This window comes from Pseudomonas sp. Irchel s3f19 (genome assembly GCF_900187555.1).
Lineage (GTDB): Bacteria > Pseudomonadota > Gammaproteobacteria > Pseudomonadales > Pseudomonadaceae > Aquipseudomonas > Aquipseudomonas capeferrum.
Window position 1 is genome coordinate 105,068 of record NZ_FYDW01000013.1, and the last position, 23,062, is coordinate 128,129.

Annotated in this window: 19 protein-coding genes; 13 read left to right on the forward strand and 6 right to left on the reverse strand. The window is 63.1% G+C overall.

The genetic code is table 11. The features are described from left to right. Positions 1-20: 20 nt before the first annotated feature. Positions 21-626, reverse strand: coding sequence for an outer membrane protein (locus CKW22_RS23005; RefSeq protein WP_033699880.1), 606 nt, complete (start codon positions 624-626; stop codon positions 21-23). 131 nt (positions 627-757) lie between these two features. Here CKW22_RS23005 and CKW22_RS23010 point away from each other — a divergent pair, with 131 nt between their 5' ends. Together CKW22_RS23010 and CKW22_RS23015 are read left to right on the forward strand one after the other, a co-directional pair. Continuing rightward, positions 758-1,549, forward strand: a complete 792-nt coding sequence (locus tag CKW22_RS23010; RefSeq protein WP_033699881.1) for a dienelactone hydrolase family protein — start codon at positions 758-760, stop codon at positions 1,547-1,549. Between the two features lie 74 nt (positions 1,550-1,623). Beyond that, a complete protein-coding gene (locus CKW22_RS23015) occupies positions 1,624-2,325 on the forward strand; it encodes a 4'-phosphopantetheinyl transferase (RefSeq protein WP_033699882.1) in 702 nt (233 codons plus the stop codon). Positions 2,326-2,328: 3 nt separating this feature from the next. Here the strand turns inward: CKW22_RS23015 and CKW22_RS23020 are convergent, their stop codons facing one another. Both CKW22_RS23020 and CKW22_RS23025 read right to left on the reverse strand, forming a co-directional pair. Next, entirely contained in the window at positions 2,329-3,936 is a 1,608-nt protein-coding gene (locus tag CKW22_RS23020) for an ATP-binding protein (RefSeq protein WP_033699883.1), read from the reverse strand. Continuing rightward, complete coding sequence (locus tag CKW22_RS23025; protein ID WP_033699884.1) at positions 3,933-4,631, reverse strand: response regulator transcription factor; 699 nt, start codon at positions 4,629-4,631, stop codon at positions 3,933-3,935. The genes CKW22_RS23020 and CKW22_RS23025 overlap by 4 nt, the downstream gene beginning before the upstream one ends. A 624-nt stretch (positions 4,632-5,255) precedes the next feature. Between CKW22_RS23025 and CKW22_RS23030 the strand changes: the two genes are divergently transcribed. Next, positions 5,256-8,135: a ribonucleoside-diphosphate reductase subunit alpha gene (locus CKW22_RS23030; RefSeq protein WP_033699885.1), complete on the forward strand. Its 2,880-nt coding sequence runs from the start codon at positions 5,256-5,258 to the stop codon at positions 8,133-8,135. Positions 8,136-8,721: 586 nt separating this feature from the next. Then, positions 8,722-9,972 carry a ribonucleotide-diphosphate reductase subunit beta gene (locus CKW22_RS23035; RefSeq protein ID WP_033699886.1) on the forward strand — a complete coding sequence of 417 codons (1,251 nt, stop codon included), beginning with the start codon at positions 8,722-8,724 and terminating at the stop codon, positions 9,970-9,972. A 206-nt stretch (positions 9,973-10,178) separates the two neighbouring features. Here the strand turns inward: CKW22_RS23035 and CKW22_RS23040 are convergent, their stop codons facing one another. Beyond that, a complete protein-coding gene (locus tag CKW22_RS23040; protein WP_033699887.1) occupies positions 10,179-10,640 on the reverse strand; it encodes a GNAT family N-acetyltransferase in 462 nt (153 codons plus the stop codon). Between the two features lie 101 nt (positions 10,641-10,741). Between CKW22_RS23040 and CKW22_RS23045 the strand changes: the two genes are divergently transcribed. The 9 genes from CKW22_RS23045 (at position 10,742) to CKW22_RS23085 (ending at position 20,568) form a co-directional block, all read left to right on the forward strand. Beyond that, a complete protein-coding gene (locus CKW22_RS23045; protein WP_033699889.1) occupies positions 10,742-12,220 on the forward strand; it encodes a PLP-dependent aminotransferase family protein in 1,479 nt (492 codons plus the stop codon). Positions 12,221-12,597: 377 nt separating this feature from the next. Further along, on the forward strand, positions 12,598-13,836 hold the full coding sequence (locus CKW22_RS23050; RefSeq protein ID WP_095065189.1) for an OprD family porin: 1,239 nt from the start codon (positions 12,598-12,600) through the stop codon (positions 13,834-13,836). 239 nt (positions 13,837-14,075) lie between these two features. After that, on the forward strand, positions 14,076-14,882 hold the full coding sequence (locus tag CKW22_RS23055; RefSeq protein WP_033699892.1) for an NAD(P)-dependent oxidoreductase: 807 nt from the start codon (positions 14,076-14,078) through the stop codon (positions 14,880-14,882). Positions 14,883-14,907: 25 nt separating this feature from the next. Then, positions 14,908-15,786: an SMP-30/gluconolactonase/LRE family protein gene (locus tag CKW22_RS23060; protein WP_047583262.1), complete on the forward strand. Its 879-nt coding sequence runs from the start codon at positions 14,908-14,910 to the stop codon at positions 15,784-15,786. A 65-nt stretch (positions 15,787-15,851) separates the two neighbouring features. Beyond that, on the forward strand, positions 15,852-16,823 hold the full coding sequence (locus CKW22_RS23065; protein ID WP_033699894.1) for a TRAP transporter substrate-binding protein: 972 nt from the start codon (positions 15,852-15,854) through the stop codon (positions 16,821-16,823). 66 nt (positions 16,824-16,889) lie between these two features. Beyond that, the gene (locus tag CKW22_RS23070) at positions 16,890-17,417 is read left to right on the forward strand and encodes a TRAP transporter small permease (protein WP_095065191.1); all 528 of its coding nucleotides are present in this window, start codon (positions 16,890-16,892) and stop codon (positions 17,415-17,417) included. Next, entirely contained in the window at positions 17,418-18,698 is a 1,281-nt protein-coding gene (locus CKW22_RS23075) for a TRAP transporter large permease (protein ID WP_033699896.1), read from the forward strand. 51 nt (positions 18,699-18,749) lie between these two features. Continuing rightward, positions 18,750-19,673 carry a DMT family transporter gene (locus CKW22_RS23080; RefSeq protein WP_095065193.1) on the forward strand — a complete coding sequence of 308 codons (924 nt, stop codon included), beginning with the start codon at positions 18,750-18,752 and terminating at the stop codon, positions 19,671-19,673. 25 nt (positions 19,674-19,698) lie between these two features. After that, a complete protein-coding gene (locus CKW22_RS23085; protein WP_033699900.1) occupies positions 19,699-20,568 on the forward strand; it encodes an aldose 1-epimerase in 870 nt (289 codons plus the stop codon). Between the two features lie 48 nt (positions 20,569-20,616). Here CKW22_RS23085 and CKW22_RS23090 read toward each other — a convergent pair whose 3' ends face one another. Together CKW22_RS23090 and CKW22_RS23095 are read right to left on the reverse strand one after the other, a co-directional pair. Beyond that, positions 20,617-21,912 (reverse strand): MFS transporter, encoded by a 1,296-nt coding sequence (locus tag CKW22_RS23090; RefSeq protein ID WP_095065195.1) that lies wholly within the window; start codon positions 21,910-21,912, stop codon positions 20,617-20,619. 191 nt (positions 21,913-22,103) lie between these two features. Further along, positions 22,104-23,000: a LysR family transcriptional regulator gene (locus tag CKW22_RS23095; RefSeq protein WP_033699904.1), complete on the reverse strand. Its 897-nt coding sequence runs from the start codon at positions 22,998-23,000 to the stop codon at positions 22,104-22,106. Positions 23,001-23,062 lie beyond the last annotated feature (62 nt).

Sequence of the window (23,062 nt, forward strand, 5' to 3'; positions counted from 1 at the left end):
AGTACAGGATAACAACTACCTCAGAACTTGTAGTTGGCCGACAGATACGTCTGTGCACTGCTGGTCAGGCGCAGGGTGCCGTCCTTGGGCCCACCGCTTTGGCCGACTTCGGTCGCGGCATTGGTGCGCAGGTAACGGTAGCCCAGTTCCACCGACGCCTTGTCGGTAATCTCCTGGATCACACCGGCCTGCAGGCCGACCGCGTAGCCGTAGTCGGTATCACGGCTGGCACCTGGCGAATCCTGGGTCAGCTTGGTCATGCCCAGGCTGCCACCGCCGAACAGCTTGGTGGTGTCGCCCACCGGCAGGAACAGGTCATAGCTGCCCAGCAGGTTTTCCTGGCGCAGCTTGAGGCCGCTGTGGTCGCCCGAGACGTTGTCGTAGGTCATGTAGTAGCGACCCTGGTCATTGATTTTGCCCAGACGCACACCCCAGGTGTCGTCCTTGCCGATGATGCCGTCGGCGTTCAGGTTGTCGGTGTTGCGCTGCAGCAGGCCGGACTTGCGGACTTTGTCGCTGGTCTGGCCGTAGGTCAGGCTGGCGAAATTGTCATCGGCGGCCTGGACGGTGGTGATGCCAGCGGCGCAAACGGCCATGGCAGCGAGCAGGGTGTTGAAGGATTTCATGGCTTCGTACTCCAGTTGGATGCGCTGTTTCGGTCTGGAAGCTAGAGTAAGGAGGGCACCCTGAACCGTGACTGAACCCTGGCTGAACCGCGGCTGAACGAACCGTTTGCGATGAACAAGGAGTAGTGAACATGCGTGCCCTGCTGGCCTTGACCCTGATGTGCAGCGCCGCCCTTGCCCAGGCGCAAGTGGTGACCCGCGATATCCCCTACCAGGACGACGAAGGCAAGCGCTTTGTCGGCTACTACGCCTATGACGATGCGCTGGACGACAAGCGCCCGGGCATCGTCGTGGTGCATGAATGGTGGGGCCTGAACGACTATGCCAAGCGCCGCGCCCGCGACCTGGCGGCCCTGGGCTATAAAGCGCTGGCCATCGACATGTACGGCGATGGCAAGCACACCGAGCATCCGCAGGATGCCCAGGCATTCATGGCCGAGGCAATGAAAGACCCGGCAGCGGCGGCCGCGCGCTTCGACGCAGGCCTTGAGTTGCTGAAAAAGCAGCCCAACGTGAACAAGCACCAATTGGGCGCCGTGGGTTACTGCTTTGGCGGCAAGGTGGTGCTCGATGCGGCGCGCCGGGGTGAGAAGCTGGACGGCGTGGTGAGTTTCCATGGGGCATTGGCCACACAGACCCCGGCCAAGCCCGGCGTGGTCAGGGCCGACATACTGGTCGAGCACGGCGCGGCAGACAGCATGGTGACCGAGGAGCAGGTTGCAGCGTTCAAGGCGGAAATGGACGCGGCCAAGGTCAATTACCAGTTCGTCAGTATTCCTGAGGCCAAGCATGGGTTTACCAACCCGGATGCCGACCGCTTGAGCCATGGCGAGCATGGCGGGCCAGACATTGGTTACAACAAAGCGGCTGATGAAAGCTCGTGGAAGGATATGCAGGCGTTCTTCAAGAAGGCGTTCCAGTAATGATCGCTGGGGGCGCAAGCGCCCCCGACGCGCCCACCTCCCCTACAGCCGCTACGGCTGGCACAATACCCCCCATGAACACACTCCCCACCTGCTGCGCCCCGCTTCAGCACCACTGGCCCCTGCCCCGCCCGCTGCCAGGTGCGGTGCTGGTCAGTTGCGCCTTCGACCCCGCCCGCCTGGCTGCCGACGACTTCCAGCGTGCCGGCATCGTCCCCAGCGCCAGCCTGCAACGCTCGGTGGCCAAGCGCCAGGCCGAGTACCTGGCCGGCCGTGTCTGCGCCCGTGCCGCGCTGCAACGCCTGGACGGCCGCAACTACGTGCCAGCCAGCCATGAAGACCGCTCGCCCATCTGGCCCGCCGGCATTCACGGCTCGATCACCCACGGCCAAGGCTGGGCCGCCGCCGTGGTCGCCGGCCAGGGCAGTTGCCGCGGCCTGGGCCTGGACCAGGAAGCGCTGCTGGACGACGAACGCGCCGAGCGCCTGCTGGCCGAAATCCTCACGCCCGCCGAAATAGAGCGCCTGGACCGCCGCCAGCTCGGCCTGGCAGTGACCCTGACCTTCTCGCTCAAGGAAAGCCTGTTCAAGACCCTCTACCCGCTGACCCGCCAGCGTTTCTATTTCGAGCACGCCGAGGTGCTGGAATGGTCGGCCGAGGGCCTGGCCCGCCTGCGCCTGCTCACCGACCTATCGGCCGAGTGGCAGCAGGGCACCGAGCTGCAAGGCCAGTTCTGCCTTCAGGACGGCCACCTGCTCAGCCTGATCAGCGTCTGAGCCCTACAGCGGCGCCTGTGCCCGCGGCCAGCTCAGGCTGAAGCAGGCACCGCCGAGGGTTTCGCTGCGCCCTACCGTGGCCCGGCCTGCGTGCCAGTAGATGATCCGCCGAACGATCGACAGGCCCAGGCCATGCCCGCCCGACGCACGGGTGCGGCTGTCGTCGAGCCGGGTGAAGGGCGTGAAGATGCGGTCCCAGAACCCTTCCGGGATACCCGGGCCGTCGTCTTCCACGTCGACCCGGCAGCGTTGCTGACCCAACTGGTAGCTCAGGCGCACCTCGGCCTCGGCATGGCGCATGGCGTTGCTCACCAGGTTCTGCAGGGCCCGGTGCAGGTAGCGCGGCTCGGCTTCGACCCAGGCGCCTTCGCTCTCACCCCCTTGGCATGCGCCGCGCACCACCTTGATTTCAGCGCGCAGCGGCGCCAGCTCCTCGATCACCCGGTCCAGCAACGCATCCAGGTCGACCCGCTGGAACTTCAGGGCCGGTGCGCCTTGCTCAAGCCGTGCGTAAGTCAGCATTTCGTCGACCAGTTTGTCCAGGTCCTGGATGTCGCCATCCATGCCAGCCAAGTGTTTGGCACGGGCCTGCTCAGTGCTCGCGGTCTCTATCATCTCCAGGCCAAAACGCAGCCGCGCCACCGGCGTGCGCAGCTCGTGGGACACCGCCCGCACCAGCTCGCGCTGCATGGTCAGCGAGCGCTGCAAATGTTCGGCCATGCCGTTGAATGCCGCAGCCAGGCGCCCGACCGAATCGGCATCGCCAGCCGGTACCCGCGTGTCGAGGCTGCCCTGGGCAATACGCGTGGCGGCGACCTCCAACCCCGACACACGCCGCTCCAGCTGACGCACCAGCAGGTACACCACCAGCCCGATCAGGCACAGCCCAAGGAAGGCGATCAAGATCAGCAGTTGCGGCGGATAGGGGTTCAACTGATGCAACGGGCCGATTTCCAGCACCCAGGGCGAGCCCGACAGCCCGGCGAATACCCGGATCGAATCGCCATCCTTGCCCAGGGCCATGACCGTGTCGCCCTCCTCGACCCGGCGCCGCTGGTCGTCATCCAGGCCAACCCGCTCCAGGCGCTGCAAGGCAATGTCAAAACCAAAGCCCTTGCTCTGCTTGAGTTGCGCCAGGCGTTGCTGCTGCTCGGTAACCGGGTAACGCACCAGTTCGTCGGCCAACAGATAAAGGGTGGCCCGCGCCAGTTGCTCGCTGACCTGCTTCACCTGGGCCACCAGCAGCACCTCCTCGCGGCCGACCTTGCGCAGCACCTGGGCGGCGTGCGGGCCGGTCTTCTCGACCACCACCAGGCCACGGTACAGGCGGGCACGCTGGCCGCCATCGAGGGTACGCGCCGACATCGGCTGCAGCGCCAGCGGCACCCCGAGCAGGCGCTCCCACATCAGCAGCGAACGCTTGCGTTCGGTTTCGTTCTGCCCGGCCAGGTTGTCAGCCATCAGGCTGAAGGTACCCTGGGCCAGGCCCTCGCGGTGCTGGGCGGCGCGCACTTCGTTGACCAGGTGCAGGCTGAGCACGCCGAGCAGCGCCACCAGCACCAGCACGGCGAGCATGCCGCCATAGATGCGCAGAAAGATCGAGTTGTTCATGGCGCCTCGCCGACGAACAGGTAGCCCTTGCTGCGCAGGGTCTTGATCAGGCGTGGGTGGATCGGGTCGTCACCGATCTTGGGGCGGATCTTGGAGATGCGCACATCGATGGAGCGGTCCTGGCCGTCGTAGCCGACACCGCGCAGGGCGGTGAACAGTTGCTCGCGCGACAGCACCCGGCCGGCGTTGCTGGCCAGCAACCAGAGCAGGTCGAATTCGGCGCCGGTCAGGTCTATCAGCTGCTCGCCCAGCCGGGCTTCGCGCAGGCGGTTGTCGATGCGCAGCGCACCAAAGGCCAGGGCCTGGCGCTTGCTTTCCGGCGCCTCGCTGCGCCGCAGCAGGGCCTGGATACGGGCCAGCAGCAAGCGCGGGCGCACAGGTTTGCAGACATAGTCGTCGGCGCCCAGGTCCAGCCCCTGCACCTGGTCGAGCTCGTCGCTGCGGGCGGTGAGCATGAGGATCGCGCCCGCGTACTGGCTGCGTACCCGGCGGCAGATGCTCAGGCCGTCTTCACCGGGCAGCATGAGGTCGAGCACCACCAGGTCGGGCTGGCTGTCGACGATTCGCCGCACGGCGCGGCCACCATCGCCCTCGACGGCCACATCGAAGCCGTTGGCCTGGAGGTATTCGGCCGTGAGCTCGGCCAGGCGCTGGTCGTCTTCAACGATGAGGATGCGCGGTGCGGGTTGGTCCATGGCCTGTGCCTTTGCAATTGTTGTTGTTCTGTGGCCGATACTACGTGCCGCCCCGGGTACTGCCAACCGGCCAGCGGTGCCGCACAAGCCACTGGACTGAACCGTTTTTTGTGGTAGGGTTCGCGCCCTCAAAATTCTGCCTTGGGGCAGCGAGCGAAAGAAAAATACTGCAAACCACTTGGCACAAGGCCTACAGGCCATACCCACAAAGTACGCACAACTTATCCACAGGCGCTCGCCTTGCAAAGACCCCAATACCGCATTATCTTGTATCCCGATCGCAGCGAACCACTAGATGTTGGGGTTCGTGCAAAATCACACACAAAAGTCAACCCGGCAAATTATTCGATTTTACGGTTGAACTTCAGGTGATCTGACCAGCCATACCGCTCCAGCGGAGTACTGAACTGCAACAGCTTTTGGGCTCAGCCCAAAGCCTTTGACTTCGGCCAGGGAGCGGCAAGCTATTGCCCCTTATTCCTGAGTCTGTCCCGAAGTCGGTACACCCGAGCGGGCGGATGCGCGCGCATGACGCATCCCCCGCCAGGTGATCGAGCAAGTGGACGGAACGGTGGGCGCTCAAAAGGCGCCTGTACAATATAGAAACTGTGGAGACACCCACCCATGCAAACCGACACAACTCGCGAGAACCCGCAGGCCCAGGTGCCGCAGGCCGCCGATGCCAACCAGGATCTGGCTGCCACCGCGCCCGGCCAACTGCGCGTGATCAAGCGTAACGGCACTGTCGTCCCCTACACCGACGACAAGATCACCGTGGCCATCACCAAGGCGTTCCTCGCAGTTGAAGGCGGCACCGCCGCCGCTTCGTCGCGCATCCACGACACCGTCGCGCGCCTGACCGAGCAGGTCACAGCCACGTTCAAGCGTCGCATGCCATCGGGTGGCACCATCCACATCGAAGAAATCCAGGACCAGGTCGAACTGGCCCTGATGCGTGCCGGTGAGCAGAAAGTCGCCCGCGACTACGTGATCTACCGCGACCAGCGCGCGAAAGAGCGCGCCACCCGCGCCAACACCGACGCTGTGGTCGAGCCGCACCCAAGCATCCGCATCACCCTGGCCGACGGCAGCATGGCGCCGCTCGACATGGCGCGCCTGAACACCATCATCAGCGAAGCCTGCGAAGGCCTGGCCGAAGTCGATGGCGACCTGATCCAGCGCGAAACCCTGAAGAACCTGTACGACGGCGTGGCCATCAAGGACGTCAACACCGCCCTGGTGATGACCGCCCGTACCCTGGTCGAGCGTGAGCCGAACTACTCGTTCGTCACCGCCCGCCTGCTGATGGACACCCTGCGTGCCGAAGGCCTGGGCTTCCTCAGCGTTGCCGACAGCGCCACCCACCACGAGATGGCCGAGCTGTACGCCAAGGCCCTGCCCGCCTACATCGCCAAAGGTATCGAGTTCGAACTGCTGAACCCGGCCCTGGCCGACTTTGACCTGGAAAAACTGGGCAAGGCGATCAACCACGAGCGCGACCAGCAATTCACCTACCTGGGCCTGCAGACCCTGTACGACCGCTACTTCATCCACAAGGATGGCGTGCGCTTCGAGCTGCCACAGGTGTTCTTCATGCGCGTGGCCATGGGCCTGGCGCTGGAAGAGAAAGAAAAAGAAGCCCGTGCGATCGAGTTCTACAACCTGTTGTCGTCCTTCGACTACATGGCCTCGACCCCGACCCTGTTCAACGCCGGTACCCTGCGCCCGCAGCTGTCCAGCTGCTACCTGACCACCGTGCCGGACGACCTGTCGGGCATCTACCACGCGATCCACGACAACGCCATGCTGTCGAAATTCGCCGGTGGCCTGGGCAACGACTGGACCCCTGTGCGTGCACTGGGCTCCTACATCAAGGGCACCAACGGTAAATCCCAGGGCGTCGTACCCTTCCTGAAAGTGGTCAACGACACCGCCGTTGCGGTCAACCAGGGCGGCAAGCGCAAGGGCGCTGTCTGTGCCTACCTGGAAACCTGGCACCTGGACATCGAAGAATTCATCGAGCTGCGCAAGAACACCGGTGATGACCGTCGTCGTACCCACGACATGAACACCGCCAACTGGATCCCTGACCTGTTCATGAAGCGCGTCTTCGATGACGGCAAGTGGACCCTGTTCTCGCCGTCGGAAGTGCCAGACCTGCACGACCTGACCGGCAAGGCCTTCGAAGAGCGCTACGAGTACTACGAAGCCCTGACCGAGTACAACAAGATCAAGGTGTTCAAGACCATCCAGGCCAAAGACCTGTGGCGCAAGATGCTGTCGATGCTGTTCGAGACCGGCCACCCATGGCTGACCTTCAAGGACCCGTGCAACCTGCGTTCGCCGCAGCAGCACGTGGGCGTGGTCCACAGCTCGAACCTGTGCACCGAGATCACCCTGAACACCAACAAGGACGAGATCGCGGTCTGCAACCTGGGCTCGATCAACCTGCCGAACCACATTGTCGATGGCAAGCTGGACACCGCCAAGCTGCAACGCACCGTGAACACCGCCGTGCGCATGCTCGACAACGTGATCGACATCAACTACTACTCGGTGCCGCAAGCGCGTAACTCGAACCTCAAGCACCGCCCGGTCGGCCTGGGCATCATGGGCTTCCAGGACGCACTGTACCTGCAGCACATCGCCTACGGCTCCGACGCTGCCGTCGAGTTCGCCGACAAGTCGATGGAAGCGGTCAGCTACTATGCGATCCAGGCTTCCTGCGACCTGGCCGACGAGCGTGGCGCCTACGAGACCTTCCAAGGTTCGCTGTGGTCCAAGGGCATCCTGCCGCTGGATTCGCAACAGATCCTGATCGAAGCCCGTGGCCAGAAGTACATCGATGTCGACCTGAACGAGACCCTGGACTGGGCACCGGTGCGTGCTCGCGTACAAAAAGGTATTCGTAACTCGAACATCATGGCCATCGCGCCGACCGCGACCATCGCCAACATTACCGGCGTATCGCAGTCCATCGAGCCGACCTACCAGAACCTGTACGTGAAATCGAACCTGTCGGGCGAATTCACCGTGATCAACCCGTACCTGGTCCGCGACCTGAAGGCCCGCGGCCTGTGGGACTCGGTCATGATCAACGACCTGAAGTACTACGACGGTTCGGTGCAGCAGATCGAGCGTATTCCACAAGAGCTCAAAGACCTGTACGCCACTGCGTTCGAAGTCGAGACCAAGTGGATCGTCGATGCCGCCTCGCGTCGCCAGAAGTGGATCGACCAGGCTCAGTCGCTGAACCTGTACATTGCCGGCGCTTCGGGCAAGAAGCTGGACGTGACCTACCGCATGGCCTGGTACCGTGGTCTGAAAACTACCTACTACCTCCGTGCCCTGGCCGCGACCAGCACCGAGAAGTCGACCATCAACACCGGCAAGCTCAACGCCGTTTCCAGCGGCGGCGACAGCGCCCCGGTCCAGGCTGCCGGCCCGGCACCAGTGCCGAAAGCTTGCGCCATCGACGAGCCTGACTGCGAAGCCTGCCAGTAAGGCCTGATGCCGCAAAAGGGGTGCCCACGGGTGCCCCTTTGCGGCATTTTTGTATCTGCGCAGTGGCCGGCTGAACGCGGTTCTGTAGGAGCGGCCTTGTGTCGCGAAAGGGCTGCGCAGCGGCCCCAGGATTTTAGCGTCGCCGCGGGTATCCATGGGGCCGCTACGCAGCCCTTTCGCGACACAAGGCCGCTCCTACAAGAATCGCGCCAGACACAACATAATGTGCTGCTAAAATTAAAACACACCACATGTAGTGCCATGCGCTTTTTGCCGCTACACTTCCACCCCGTAGATGCCGACACAAGCCTCGTGAACGGACGCACCTAAAACCGGTCGAAAAAGTTACCCCCGACCGCCAGACACGCGCCCCGATCGAAGACGAATTCCGGTATACTGCGCCCCCTCTGAAAAGGGCACCCATTCAAGTCCCTGACCCCTCCCCGAGGCCTGGCCAGGCACACGTCAGATGTAACGAGAGTCAGCCTCTCGAGCTGTCCATTCGCCGTAACGGCCTTGCGTCAGGCATCACATTCTTAAAATCCAACCGGTTGCCTCAGGGCAACCCTCAAGCAGGAGCCAAACCATGCTGAGCTGGGACGAATTCGACAACGAAGACGGCGAAGTAGCCGCCAAAGGCAACACCCCTGCGCAGGCCAACGCCGCCGCCACCCTCGACAAGCTCGACAGCGCCGGCGGTGCCGCCGCCCTGGAAGCCCGTGCTGCTACCGCTTCTGACTCCGAAGCCGTAAAACGCGCCAAGGCCGCCCTCGACGCCCTCGACGTTGCTGAAGGCCTGGCCGAGCTGGAAGGCTCCGCTGCCCGCGTTGCGGTCGACGAAAAGCGCATGATCAACTGCCGCGCCGACCTCAACCAGCTGGTACCGTTCAAGTACGACTGGGCCTGGCAGAAGTACCTCGACGGCTGCGCCAACCACTGGATGCCGCAAGAGGTCAACATGACCGCCGACATCGCCCTGTGGAAGAGCCAGGACGGCCTGACCGAAGACGAGCGCCGCATCGTCATGCGCAACCTGGGCTTCTTCTCCACCGCCGACTCCCTGGTTGCCAACAACCTGGCCCTGGCCGTGTACCGCCTGATCACCAACCCGGAGTGCCGCCAGTACATCCTGCGCCAGGCCTTCGAAGAGGCGATCCACACCCACGCCTACCAGTACTGCATCGAGTCGCTGGGCATGGATGAAGGCGAGATCTTCAACATGTACCACGAGATCCCGTCGGTCGCGAAAAAAGCCGCCTGGGGCCTGAAGTACACCCGCGCCATCTCCGACCCGGAATTCAACACCGGCACCCCGGAAACCGACAAAGAGCTGCTGCGCAACCTGATCGCCTACTACTGCGTACTGGAAGGCATCTTCTTCTACTGCGGCTTCACCCAGATCCTGTCGATGGGCCGCCGCAACAAGATGACCGGCGTTGCCGAGCAGTTCCAGTACATCCTGCGTGACGAGTCGATGCACCTGAACTTCGGTATCGACGTGATCAACCAGATCAAGATCGAGAACCCGCACCTGTGGGATGCCTCGATGAAGGAAGAAGCGACCCAGATGATCCTGCAAGGGACCCAACTGGAGATCGAATACGCCCGCGATACCATGCCGCGTGGCGTACTGGGCATGAACGCCGCGATGATGGAGGACTACCTCAAGTTCATCGCCAACCGCCGCCTGACCCAGATTGGCCTGAAGGAAGAGTACCCAGGCACCACCAACCCGTTCCCATGGATGAGCGAGATCATGGACTTGAAGAAGGAGAAGAACTTCTTTGAGACGCGTGTGATCGAGTATCAGACTGGCGGGGCTTTGAGCTGGGATTGATTGTCCGGGCTGAGAAACAAGAAGGCTGCCAATTGGCAGCCTTTTTTTTGGGCTGTACGTTAGTGATCAATCAATCCCGTGCCTTGGTAACAGTACTGTGTGCTGCCGCCTTGGCGGGTAAATCATGTCTTCGGTTTGTACCCAGGGCATGCCCACTCCCACAGGATATGCGCCGGGCTGAACAAACCAGGTGGGTCAGCTCGCATTCAAGCCAGCGCCATCCGGTATTCGATCACCCCGGGCTTCTCAGCGATCCAGTCGTACAGCCGCTGTGCGGTCTGGTTGGTTTCCTGGGTATGCCAGTAGAGCCGGTCACAGCCCTTCTCCTGCGCCTGGCCCTGCACAAACTCGATCAACTGCTTGCCCACCTTCTTGCCCCGTGTGCTCGGGCAAACGAACAGGTCTTCCAGGTAGCAGAAGTCGTTACGCCCCCAGGTCGAGCGATGGAACACATAATGGACGAAGCCGAGCACCCGCTCACCGTCCGTGGCCACGGCGCAGTGCACGGGCTCGGCCGGGTCGAAGAAACGGGCCCAGGTCAGTTCGGTCGTGGCCTTGCTCAGCTCTACTTTGTAGAACGCCTGATACTGCTCCCAATACGCGCTCCATTGCTGCAAATCGCTCTGCTTCAACTCGCGAACCGAAACCAATGTTTGTGCAACTGTCATGGTGAACCCCTCTCAATGTGGGAATGGTCGGAAAACAGGTGCATTTATAGCGATAGAATGGCCTGAATAGCCCCGCCACTTTTCGCAAGTGAAGCAGACCAATGTTCAAACATGCACAGTTGCAATCGGTAAAAGCCTGGATGAGTGACCCCGCCCATGGGGCGTTGTCGCTGCACGTACGGATCCAGAGGGCGATTCGCCAATTGATCCTTGAGGGCGCATTGCCGGTCGGCAAGTCGCTGCCGGCTTCACGCCCGCTGGCGCTTTCCCTGGGCGTCTCGCGGGATACCGTCGAGGCGGCATACAGCCAGTTGCATGCAGAGGGCTTCATCGAGCGTCGGGTGGGCAGCGGAAGCTTCGTGTCACAACGCGCGCGGCACCTGCCGCGGCGCAAGCGCCAACGCGAGGTGCTCTGCGATGAGCCAGCTCACCTGAGCCGCAGAGCAATGGCCGTGCTGCAGAGCGGGGGCGTGAACAACTTCCAGGGGCCGCGCCCGTTCGCACCGGGGGTTGCCGAGACCCGGCAGTTTCCCCTGGCAACCTGGGAGAAGCTGGAGCGCCAGGTTTACAAGCAATATGGCACCCAGGCGCTGGAGCACAGTGCGCCACAAGGCATGCCTGCGCTGCGCAGCGCGATCGCTGACTACCTCAACCTCGAACGGGGGGCTCAGGCGACTGCCGATCGGGTGCTGATCCTCACCAGCTCGCAGCAGGCACTTGGCCTGTGCGCCCAAGTGCTCATGGATGCCGGCGATCAGGTGCTGGTCGAAGACCCGCTCTACCAAGGCACCCGCAAAGCCATCGCCGCCGCAGGCCTCGTAGGCGTGCCCGTGCCGGTGGATGAAAACGGCATGCGGGTAGAGGACATGGCGCGGCTGGGCGTCAATGCCAGGGCGGTTTTTCTTACGCCCTCCCACCAATACCCCACCGGCGCGACCTTGTCGCTGGACAGGCGCCTGCAGGCGATCGAATGGGCCCGGCAGCAGCGAGCCTGGATCATCGAAGACGACTACGACAGCGAGTTCCACTACGAAGGCCGGCCGACTGCCTGTGTGCAGGGCCTGGACGCGCATGACCGCACGCTCTACATCGGTACCTTCACCAAGTCGCTGTTTGCCGGCCTGCGTATCGGCTACCTGCTGTTGCCCCCCTCGCTCGTCGCGCCGATGACCAGCGCACGCACGCTGCAGGACGGGCATAACGCGTCCATTGCGCAACTGACCTTGGCAAGGTTCATGGAGGGCGGGCATTACACGGCTCATGTGCGGGCCATGCGGGCGCTGTATGCCGAGAGACGGGACGTGCTGGCTGAGCTCGTGCACAAGCATCTGGGGGCGTTTCTGGCGCCGTGCATCCCGGCCGGCGGGCTGCAGATGCCCTGCCATTTCGTGCAGGGTTTGCCTGAAGAGGCGGTGGTCGAGGCGGCGCGCGTGGTAGGGATTGATCTGCTGGGGCTCGGCAGTTTGTATGCGACGCCGCGCAATGATACCGGCCTGTTGATGGGGTTCGCGGCGCAGACGCCAGCCGAGATGCGGGTAGCGGTGGAGGCGCTGGCGAAGGTGTTTGCGCGGGTGAAATAGGGGCTGGCTGCCGCCGCCTTCGGGTGCCGTTTTGGGTTCACGGGTGCATGTCTTGAGTGTTGCATTCGCGATCCCCGTCGAGAACCTGCACCAAAACCAAGGTCATAGTACCTCCACAAAACCATCGCACCACAAAGCGTTGACATCCCCCTCCCCACTTGCTAAAAATCGCCCAAGTTGTACGACAACGCATAACAAAAACAACAATCAGTGGAAAATCCCATGTCGACACACCTCGCGCACTACCCTCGCCGCTCGCCTGTCCCGTTTTCACCCCCTAGACCCTGACCGGTCCGTTACCCACCCGCCCTCGCCGCAGGCCGCTTGCGCGTGCCCGGTGGACGGGCTGCCACACCCTTTTGTGGAGCACAACAATAATGAAAATCTGCCAAACCCTACCCTTTGCCCTGCTGGGCGCCGGCATGCTCGGGAGCCTGCCGGGCACCAGCGTGGCGGCGGGCTTCATCGAAGACTCCAAGGCCACGCTCGGCCTGCGCAACTTCTACATCAACCGCAACTTCACCAACCCCAGCAACCCGCAAAGCAAGGCCGAGGAATGGACGCAGAGCTTCATCCTCGATGCCCGCTCGGGGTTCACCGAGGGGCCGGTGGGGTTCGGTGTGGATGTGCTGGGGCTGTGGTCGGTCAAGCTCGATGGCGGTGGCGGCACCTACGGCACCGCGCTGCTGCCGCGCCACGACGATGGGCAGCCGGCCGATGATTACGGGCGGCTGGCGGTGGCAGGCAAGGCGCGCATCTCGAAGACCGAGCTGAAGATCGGGGAATGGATGCCGGTGCTGCCGATTCTGCGTTCCGACGATGGCCGTTCGCTGCCGCAGACGTTCCGCGGGGGGCAGGTCACCTCCAACGAGATCGCCGGGCTGACGCTGTATGGCGGGCAGTTCCGTGGCAACAGCCCGCGCAACGACGCGAGCATGGAGGACATGAGCTACGGCGGTGGGCTGTCGGACCGCTTCAACTTCGTCGGCGGCGAATACAAGTTCAACCAGGACCGCACGCTGGTCGGGCTGTGGAATGCAGTGCTCAAGGACGTCTACCAGCAGCAGTACCTGCAACTGAGCCACAGCCAGCCAGTGGGTGACTGGACGCTGGGTGCCAACCTGGGCTACTTCCATGGCGATGAAGACGGCTCCGAACGTGCCGGGCAGCTGGACAACAAGACCTATTCGGGGATGTTCTCGGCCAAGTACGGCGGCAACACCTTCTGGGTCGGCCTGCAGAAGGTCGATGGCGATACCTGGATGCGGGTCAACGGCACCAGCGGCGGGACGCTGGCCAACGACAGCTACAACTCAAGCTTCGATAACGCCAATGAGCGGTCGTGGCAGGTGCGGCACGACTTCAACTTCGTCACCGTCGGGGTGCCTGGGCTGACATTGATGAACCGCTACATCAGCGGGCAGGATGTGCACACAGGGGCGGTTACCGATGGCAAGGAATGGGTGCGCGAGACGGAGCTGGCCTATGTGATCCAGAGCGGGGCGTTCAAGGACTTGAGTGTGAAGTGGCGTAACTCGAGTATTCGCCGGGATTACAGCAACAACGAGTTCGATGAGAACCGGTTGATCTTCAACTACCCCCTGTCGCTGTTGTAACCCAGGCTTCCCTGTAGGAGCGGCCTTGCGTCGCGAAAGGCCCGCAAAGCGGGCCCAGCAATGGCGGGGCCGGTAGAGTCCTGGGGCCGCTGCGCAGCCCTTTCGCGACGCAAGGCCGCTCCTACAGTCGACCACCTGACCAGGCGAAGCCGCACACGCCTCATTGACAACAGCCAACGCCACTGCCAATAATCAACGCAGTCATACGACAACCTACAACAACTAACAATGAGCCGGCCATGACCACTACCCCCCTCAATCGCCTGCTGCTCACCGGAGCCGCAGGCGGCCTGGGCAAGGTCCTTCGCGAACGCCTGCAAGGCTACGCCGAGGTCCTGCGCCTTTCCGATATCAGCCCGATGGCGCCCGCTGCGGGCCCGCATGAAGAAGTCGTGACCTGCGACCTCGCCGACAAAGCCGCTGTGCATGCACTGGTCGAAGGCGTAGACGCCATCATCCACTTCGGCGGCGTGTCCACCGAGCATTCCTTCGAAGACATCCTCGGCCCCAACATCTGCGGCGTGTTCCACGTCTACGAGGCGGCGCGCAAGCATGGGGTCAAGCGCATCATCTTCGCCAGCTCCAACCACACTATCGGCTTCTACCGCCAGGACGAGCGCATCGACGCCCACGCCCCGCGCCGCCCCGACAGTTACTACGGGCTGTCCAAGTGCTATGGCGAGGATGTCGCCAGCTTCTACTTCGACCGCTATGGCATCGAGACCGTGAGCATTCGCATCGGCTCGTCGTTCCCGCAACCGCAGAACCCGCGCATGTTGTGCACCTGGCTCAGCTACGACGACCTGGTGCAACTGATCGAGCGCGGGCTGTTCACGCCAGACGTCGGCCACACCGTCGTCTATGGCGCCTCCGACAACCGCACCGTGTGGTGGGACAACCGCCATGCCGCGCACCTGGGCTATGAGCCCAAAGACACCTCCGAGGTGTTCCGCGAAGCGGTTGAAGCGCAACCGGCGCCTGCCGCCGATGACCCGAGCATGGTCTATCAGGGCGGCGCCTTCGCCGTGGCCGGACCGTTCAACTGACCCCAGCGCGCCAGGAGGCACGGCCATGAATTGCGAACTGATCGTCGACGCCCGTAACGGTACCGGCGAGAGCCCTGTGTGGCACCCCACCGAACAAGCCCTGTACTGGGTCGATATCCCCGCCCGCCAGCTGCATCGCTGGCAGCCTGACGGTGCCCACCACACCTGGCAAGGTGACGAAATGCTGGCCTGCATCGCACGCACCGAACAGGGCTGGGTTGCAGGGATGGAGAGCGGCATCTTCGCCCTCGAAACCCAGGCCGATGGCAGCCTCGACAGCCGTTTGCTCAGTAGTGTCGAACATGCCCTGGGCGGCATGCGCTTCAACGATGGCCGCTGCGACCGCCAAGGCCGCTTCTGGGCTGGCACCATGCTGATGGACATGCCGCAAGGCGCTCCGGTCGGGGCGCTGTACCGGCATGACGGCGAAGGGCAGTTGCACCTGCAGCAGGACGGCATGATCGTGCCCAATGGCCTGGCCTTCAGCCCCGATGGCACGCGCATGTACCTCTCGGACTCGCACCCCAACGTGCAGAAGATCTGGGTATTCGACTACGACATCGACAGCGGCACGCCCCACAACAAACGCCTGTTCGTCGACATGCAGGCCTTCCCCGGCCGCCCCGACGGCGCCGCCATCGACCAGGATGGCTGCTACTGGATCTGCGGCAACGACGCCGGCCAGATCCACCGCTTCACCCCCGATGGCCGCCTCGACCGCTCACTGAACGTACCGGTGAAGAAACCCGCGATGTGCGCCTTTGGCGGCGCCAACCTGGACACCCTGTTCGTCACCTCGATCCGCCCTGCGGGCATCGACCTCTCCGACCAGCCGCTGGCCGGTGGGGTATTTGCCTTCGAACTCGGCGTCAAAGGCCTGGAGGAGCCCGCCTACCGAGGCTGAACAACCGCTCTGCCAACAACGCTCGCACAAACGAAACCGGATAATAAAAACCACGGAGTTTCAACATGACCTTCAAACGCAAGCTGCTCCTTGCCGTACTCCCCTTCGCCTTCAGCCTGTCGATGCCGGCCTCCGCGCTGGACATCAAGTTCGCCGAAATCCACCCGGCCGGCTACCCGACCGTGGTCGCCGAACAGAACATGGGCAAGAAGCTCGAAGCCGCCAGCAATGGCGAAATCACCTTCAAGATGTTCGCCGGTGGGGTACTCGGCTCCGAGAAGGAAGTGATCGAGCAGGCGCAGATCGGTGCCGTGCAGATGACCCGGGTCAGCCTGGGTATCGTCGGCCCGGTGGTGCCGGATGTGAATGTGTTCAACATGCCGTTCGTGTTCCGCGACCATGAGCACATGCGCAAGATCATCGACGGCGACATCGGCCAGGAGATCCTCGACAAGATCACCAACTCCGAATTCAACCTGGTGGCACTGGCCTGGATGGATGGCGGCTCGCGCAGCATCTACACGAAAAAACCGGTACGCAGCCTGGAAGACCTCAAGGGCATGAAGATCCGCGTGCAGGGCAACCCGTTGTTCATCGACATGATGAACGCCATGGGCGGCAACGGCATCGCCATGGACACCGGCGAGATCTTCAGCGCCCTGCAGACGGGCGTGATCGACGGCGCCGAAAACAACCCGCCGACCCTGCTCGAACACAACCACTTCCAGAGCGCCAAGTACTACACCCTCACCGGCCACCTGATTTTGCCGGAGCCGGTGGTGATGTCCAAGACCACCTGGAACAAGCTCACCGCCGAGCAGCAAACACTGGTGAAGAAGGTCGCACGTGAGGCGCAGATGGAAGAACGTGCGCTGTGGGACGCCAAGTCCTCCGCCAGCGAAGAGAAGCTCAAGGCTGCAGGCGTCGAGTTCATCACGGTCGACAAGAAACCGTTCTTCGAGGCCACTGCATCGGTGCGCGAGAAGTACGGCGCGCCGTACGCCGACCTGATGAAGCGTATCGACGCCGTCCAGTAATACCGGCCCCTTCCAAGACGACCTCGGCAGTGCGGCGGCCGCCGCCCTGCCGCTTTGGTGATGCCTATGAAATCGCTTTTCCTGAGCGTGAACGACACGCTGTACCGCAGCTGCATCTGGATCGCGGGCCTGTCGATCCTGGCCATGACGCTGATCATTCCGTGGGGCATCTTCGCCCGCTACGTGCTGGGCACCGGCTCCAGCTGGCCAGAGCCGGTCTCGATCCTGCTGATGGTGGTGTTCACATTCGTCGGTGCCGCGGCCAGCTACCGCGCCGGGGCGCATATGGCGGTGGGGATGATCACCGACCGTTTGCCACCGCTGCAGCGCCAGCTGGTCGCGCTGCTGGTGCAACTGCTGATGATCGTGGTGTGCGTGTTCATGACCTACTACGGCACCAAGCTGTGCATCACCACCTGGAACCAGTCGCTGGCCTCGCTGCCCGGTGTGCGGGTGGGCATGACGTACGCGCCGATCCCCGTCGGTGGCGTGCTGACGTTGATGTTCGTGCTGGAAAAACTCCTGCTGGGCGATCAGAGCAACCGCAAGGCGGTGCGCTTCGACCAGGTAGAAGAAAGCGAAGGAGCGGCATAAATGGATGCGTTCATTCTGTTGGGCAGTTTCATCGCGCTGATCCTGATCGGCATGCCGGTGGCCTATGCGCTGGGCCTGTCGGCACTGATCGGCGCCTGGTGGATCGACATCCCGCTGCAGGCGATGATGATCCAGGTCGCCAGTGGGGTTAACAAGTTTTCGCTGCTGGCGATTCCGTTCTTCGTGCTTGCAGGCGCGATCATGGCCGAAGGCGGTATGTCACGCCGGCTGGTGGCGTTCGCCGGGGTGCTGGTGGGCTTCGTGCGCGGCGGGCTGTCGCTGGTCAACATCATGGCCTCGACGTTCTTTGGCGCAATCTCTGGCTCTTCCGTGGCCGACACCGCGTCGGTAGGTTCGGTGCTGATCCCGGAAATGGAGCGCAAGGGCTACCCGCGCGAGTTCTCCACCGCAGTGACCGTCAGTGGCTCGGTGCAGGCGCTGCTGACCCCGCCCAGCCACAACTCGGTGCTGTACTCGCTGGCCGCCGGCGGCACGGTGTCGATCGCCTCGCTGTTCATGGCCGGGGTCATGCCCGGGCTGTTGCTGAGCGCAGTGATGATGGGGCTGTGCCTGATCTTCGCGAGGAAACGCAACTACCCCAAAGGCGAAGTGATCCCGCTGCGCCAGGCATTGAAGATCGCCGGTGAGGCGCTGTGGGGGTTGATGGCGATGGTCATCATCCTCGGCGGTATTCTGTCGGGCGTATTCACCGCGACCGAGTCGGCAGCCGTGGCGGTGGTCTGGTCGTTCTTCGTGACCATGTTCATCTACCGCGACTACAAGTGGCGTGACCTGCCCAAGCTGATGCACCGCACGGTACGCACCATCTCGATCGTGATGATCCTGATCGGCTTTGCCGCAAGCTTTGGCTACGTGATGACGCTGATGCAGATCCCCTCGAAGATCACCACAGCGTTCCTGACCCTGTCGGACAACCGCTATGTGATCCTCATGTGCATCAACTTCATGCTGTTGCTGCTGGGCACGGTGATGGACATGGCGCCGCTGATCCTGATCCTCACCCCGATCCTGCTGCCGGTGATTACCGGCATCGGCGTGGACCCGGTGCACTTCGGCATGATCATGCTGGTGAACCTGGGCATTGGGCTGATCACACCACCGGTAGGTGCGGTGCTGTTCGTGGGGTCGGCCATCGGCAAGGTGAGCATCGAGGCCACGGTGAAGGCGCTGCTGCCGTTCTACCTGGCGCTGTTCATGGTGTTGATGGCCGTGACCTACATCCCGGCCATCTCGCTGTGGCTGCCGAGCGTCGTGCTGTAAATGCCAATGGGGCTGCGCTGCAGCCCCGTTCTCTGCAAATGGATCCTGCACATGGCTGTTCCCTCTTCTGTCGCAACCCTCTTTCCGCGCAAGCTGGCAATTGCACTGCTGGCGCTGCTGGCGTGCGCGTTCGCCGCCAACCACATCGCCGCGCGCATCGCGTTCGATGACGGCACCGGCGTGCTGCTGGCGATCCTCTGCCGCTCAGGCATTACCTTCCTGGTCCTGGCTGGCCTGCTGTTGTGGCAGCGCCAGGCACTCGGCATGCCGGCGGGCACACGGCGCTGGCAATTGCTGCTCGGCCTGCTGATTGCCACGCAGAGCCTGTGCCTGTATTCGGCGGTGGCGCGCATTCCGGTGGCACTGGCGCTGCTGGTGGGCAATACCTTCCCGATGTTGCTGGCACTGCTTAGCTGGGCGCTGGGCGGTGCGCGCCCGACCGGCCGTACCGTGCTGTTCATGGGCCTGATCCTTTGTGGCCTGGTGCTGGCGCTGGATGTGCCGGCACGGCTGGCCGACAGTGGCGATGCCAACCCGCACTGGGCCCTGGGTGTCAGCCTGGCATTCTGCGCTGCATGTGTCTTCGCCTGCGCCTTGTGGATCACCGATCACAAACTGGCAGCCGTGCGCGGCCCGGTACGCAGCCTGCTGACCTTGCTGATCGTGTTCTCCAGCATGCTGGTCGCCGGCGTCAGCGGGGTGATGCCTTCGGGGTTGTCACTGCCCGTCAGCGCCAGCGGCTGGGCGGCCTTGGCCAGCCTGGTGGTGCTGTATGGCGTGGCCTTTACCCTGCTGTTCGTCTGTGTGCCACGGCTGAACATGGCGCAGAACGCGCCGGTGATGACTATCGAGCCGATCGCCACCTTGCTGCTGGGCTGGGCGTTGCTCGATCAACGCCTGAGCACCCTGCAGTTGATCGGCGGGGCCGTGGTGGTGTGCGGCATCGTGCTGCTGACCTACCGCCGGGCGAGCTGACCACACACTTTCGAAGGAGCCACTGATGGCTGTGACCGAACTGCACCTGCAAGACCACCTGACCCGATTGAGCCTAACGCCCGACCTGGGCGCCAGCCTGATCAACTGGCAGGTGAAGGCGACCGGGCAGGCGCTACTGCGCCACTCCGACCCCGCCGCGCTGGCCAGCGGTACGCCGCGGCAGCTGGCCTGCTACCCGTTGGCGCCGTGGTCCAACCGGATTGCCGAAGGGGGCTTCGCACGGCCCGAGGGCTGGCTGGCCTTGCCGCCCAACACCGCCCACGACCCTTACCCGATTCATGGCAGCGCCTGGCAGCAGGCCTGGCATGTGGACCACCACAGCGAGCGCCGCGCCCGGCTGTCTCTCGACAGTACGCTGCCATTTGCCTACCGGGCGACGCTGGATGTACACCTGCATGAGGGTTGCCTGAACCTTGACTTGCATGTTACCCACCTGGACGAAGCTGCCACCTGGTACGGACTGGGGCTGCACCCTTACTTCCCCCGCTACCCCGACACCCGGCTACGGGCAGCGGCGCAGCATGTGTGGCTGGCGGAAGAAGGCCGGCTGCCGTCACACCTTGCAGAGGTGCCTGCAGACTGGTGCTTCGAGGCGCCGGGCGCGTTGCCAGCGACGGGTGTCGATCATGCGTTTGGGGGTTGGCCTGGCAGTTGCGTGATCGAACAGCCCAGCGCGGGCTATTCGCTGGCCTGCACGGCCAGTGGCTGCGAGCACTTCTTGTTGTTCTGCCCACCGGGCAAGGCGTTCTTCTGCTTTGAACCGGTCAGCCACCCGATCAATGCGCACCACCTGCCAGGGCGACCAGGCTTGCGACTGCTACAACAGGGTGAAGAAATGAGCCTGGGCTTCAAGATGCAATACCAGGCCTTGTAACCGCTTTGCCTGCAGTGGGGCTGCTGCGCAGCCCCACCATCACACGCCTTACGCCAGAGCCCCAGCCGCGACCGCAGCAGGCCTGTCATCCGCCGCCCCCCGCACCTCCCGCGCGACCTTCCACACCAGCACCGCCGCCACGATATCGAACGCCGCCAGCACCACGAACAGCGGGCTATAGCCAATCTGCGTCACCAGGATGCCGAACACCAAGGTGAACACTGCCGCGCCCAGGTAGCCGCACATCCCGCCCATGCCCGTGGCGGTCGCCACCTGGTCCTTGCTGAACGAGTCAGAGGTGATCGAGTACAGCGCACCCGACAGCGTCTGATGCGCGAAGCCACCAATACACAGCAGCAGGATCGCGGTGTACGGGCTTTCCACCAAGCCGATGCACGCTGGGCCGATCATGCAACTGGCACCGAATACCAGCACCATCTTGCGCGAGGTGAACAACGACACCTTGAAGTAACGGTGGAACATCGGGCTCAGGTAACCCCCGAGCACGCAACCAATGTCTGCGGCAAGGAACGGCAGCCAGGCGAACATCGCCACTTCCTTGATGTTCATGTGCCGCTCGGTCATCAGGTACAGCGGGATCCAGGCATTGAAGGTCTGCCAGGCCGGTTCCGAGAGAATTCGCGCCGAGGCGATGGCGTAGAAGTTGCGGGTCTTGAAGATACGCTTCCAGGCGCCCTTCTCACGTTTCTCTTCCTTGAAGTGTGCTTCCTGGCCGGCAAGGATGTAGTCGCGCTCGTCACTGCTCAGGCGCTTCTGATCACGCGGGTGCTTGTAGAACAGCATCAACAGCAAAGTCCAGACGATGCCGGACGCCCCGACGATGACGAAGGCCAGCTGCCAGCCGCTGTGCAGTATCGCCCACACCACCAAGGGCGGCGCCAGCAATGCACCGAGCGAGGAGCCGATGTTGAACCAGCCGATGGCCACCGAACGCTCCTTGGCCGGGAACCATTCGGTGGTGGCCTTGACGCCAGCGGGCAGGCCCGCCGCCTCGGTCATGCCCAACAGCCCACGCATGAACGCCATGCTCTGCCAGCCCGTGGCCAAGGCAGCGCCGGCACAGGCCACCGACCAGGCCATGGCGAACACGGCAAAACCCAGCTTGGTACCGATGAAGTCGATGAACCAGCCAGCGATCGGCTGCATGAGGGCGTAGCACACCTGCCAGGCAGCAACGATCTTGGCGTATTGCTCGGTGGTGATGGAGAGGTCGGTCATCAGGGTGGGGGCAGCCACCGAGAGGGTATTGCGGGCGAGGTAGTTGACGACGAGCCCAGCCGTGACAAGGCTGACCATCCACCAACGGATGCCTTTCATCTTCATGGTTCACCTGAATATTATTTTTAGAGGTGCGGTGATTGGCTCAAGGCCGGCAGCGGCTAATTGAGACAATTTGTTTCAGGCGAAAGATTGCCATGTCATAGGTCGTCGTACAACATAAATTATCACTGCATGAGCTGATCAAGCTGCCAGCCACAAATAATTTCGGCAGAGAAAAGGCTAGTTGTACGACCTCAATCCAATCCTTGAGCCCGCAGTTCATGGGCCAGCATGTCGATGAATGCCCTCACCTTGGCCGATCCGTATTTGCTCTCACGGTGCAACACATGAATCGGCCAGGGCGCCTCCTCGTACTCGGCAAGAATCACCTGCAATTGCCCACTCGCCACCTCGTCCGCCACCTGGTAAGACAACAACCGTGCAATCCCCAACCCACCGCTGGCTGCGGCAATCGCCCCGTCATTGCTGGTCACCGTCAGCCGGGGCTTCATGCGCACCAAGGTCGGTTCATCGGTGACGCCGAAGCGCCAACCCGCCCGGGGTGAAAGGTTGGTGGTGCCGATTACCGCATGGTCCGGCAAATCCGAGGGGTGCTGCGGTACGCCGTGGCGCGCCAGGTAGTCGGGCGAGGCGCAGAGCATGCGCCGCACCCTACCCACCCGCAGTGCCTTCAGCCCCGAGTCTGGTAGCGGGCCGATGCGCACGGCCACGTCCATGCCCTCCTCGACCATGTTGACGATGCGGTCGAGAAAGTAGGCAGATACATCCACTTCGGGGTACTGCTGCAAGTACCGTACGATGCACGGCATGACGAACTTCTTGCCGAACAGGATCGGCGCGGTGACGGCCAGATCGCCCTTGGGCGTGGCGTTGATGCCAGCGGCCGCCTCGTTGGCTTCGAGGATGCTGGCAAGTATGTGGCGGGTGTCTTCCAGGTAGCGGCCTCCCGCCTCGGTCAGACGCACGCTGCGCGTGGTGCGCAGCAGCAGCTTGACACCCAGCTGCTCTTCCAGTGCACTGACGGCACGCGTCACCGCCGCAGGCGAGATGTCCAGCCGGCGGGCGGCGGCGGCGAAGCTTTCCAGCTCGCCGACCGCGACGAATACCTTCATCAGGTGGATGTGGTCCATGCCGGCTCCTGGGCCTAGGGGTGGGGGGATTATCGGTTATCAGTAGGTTTTGTGCTGCTGCA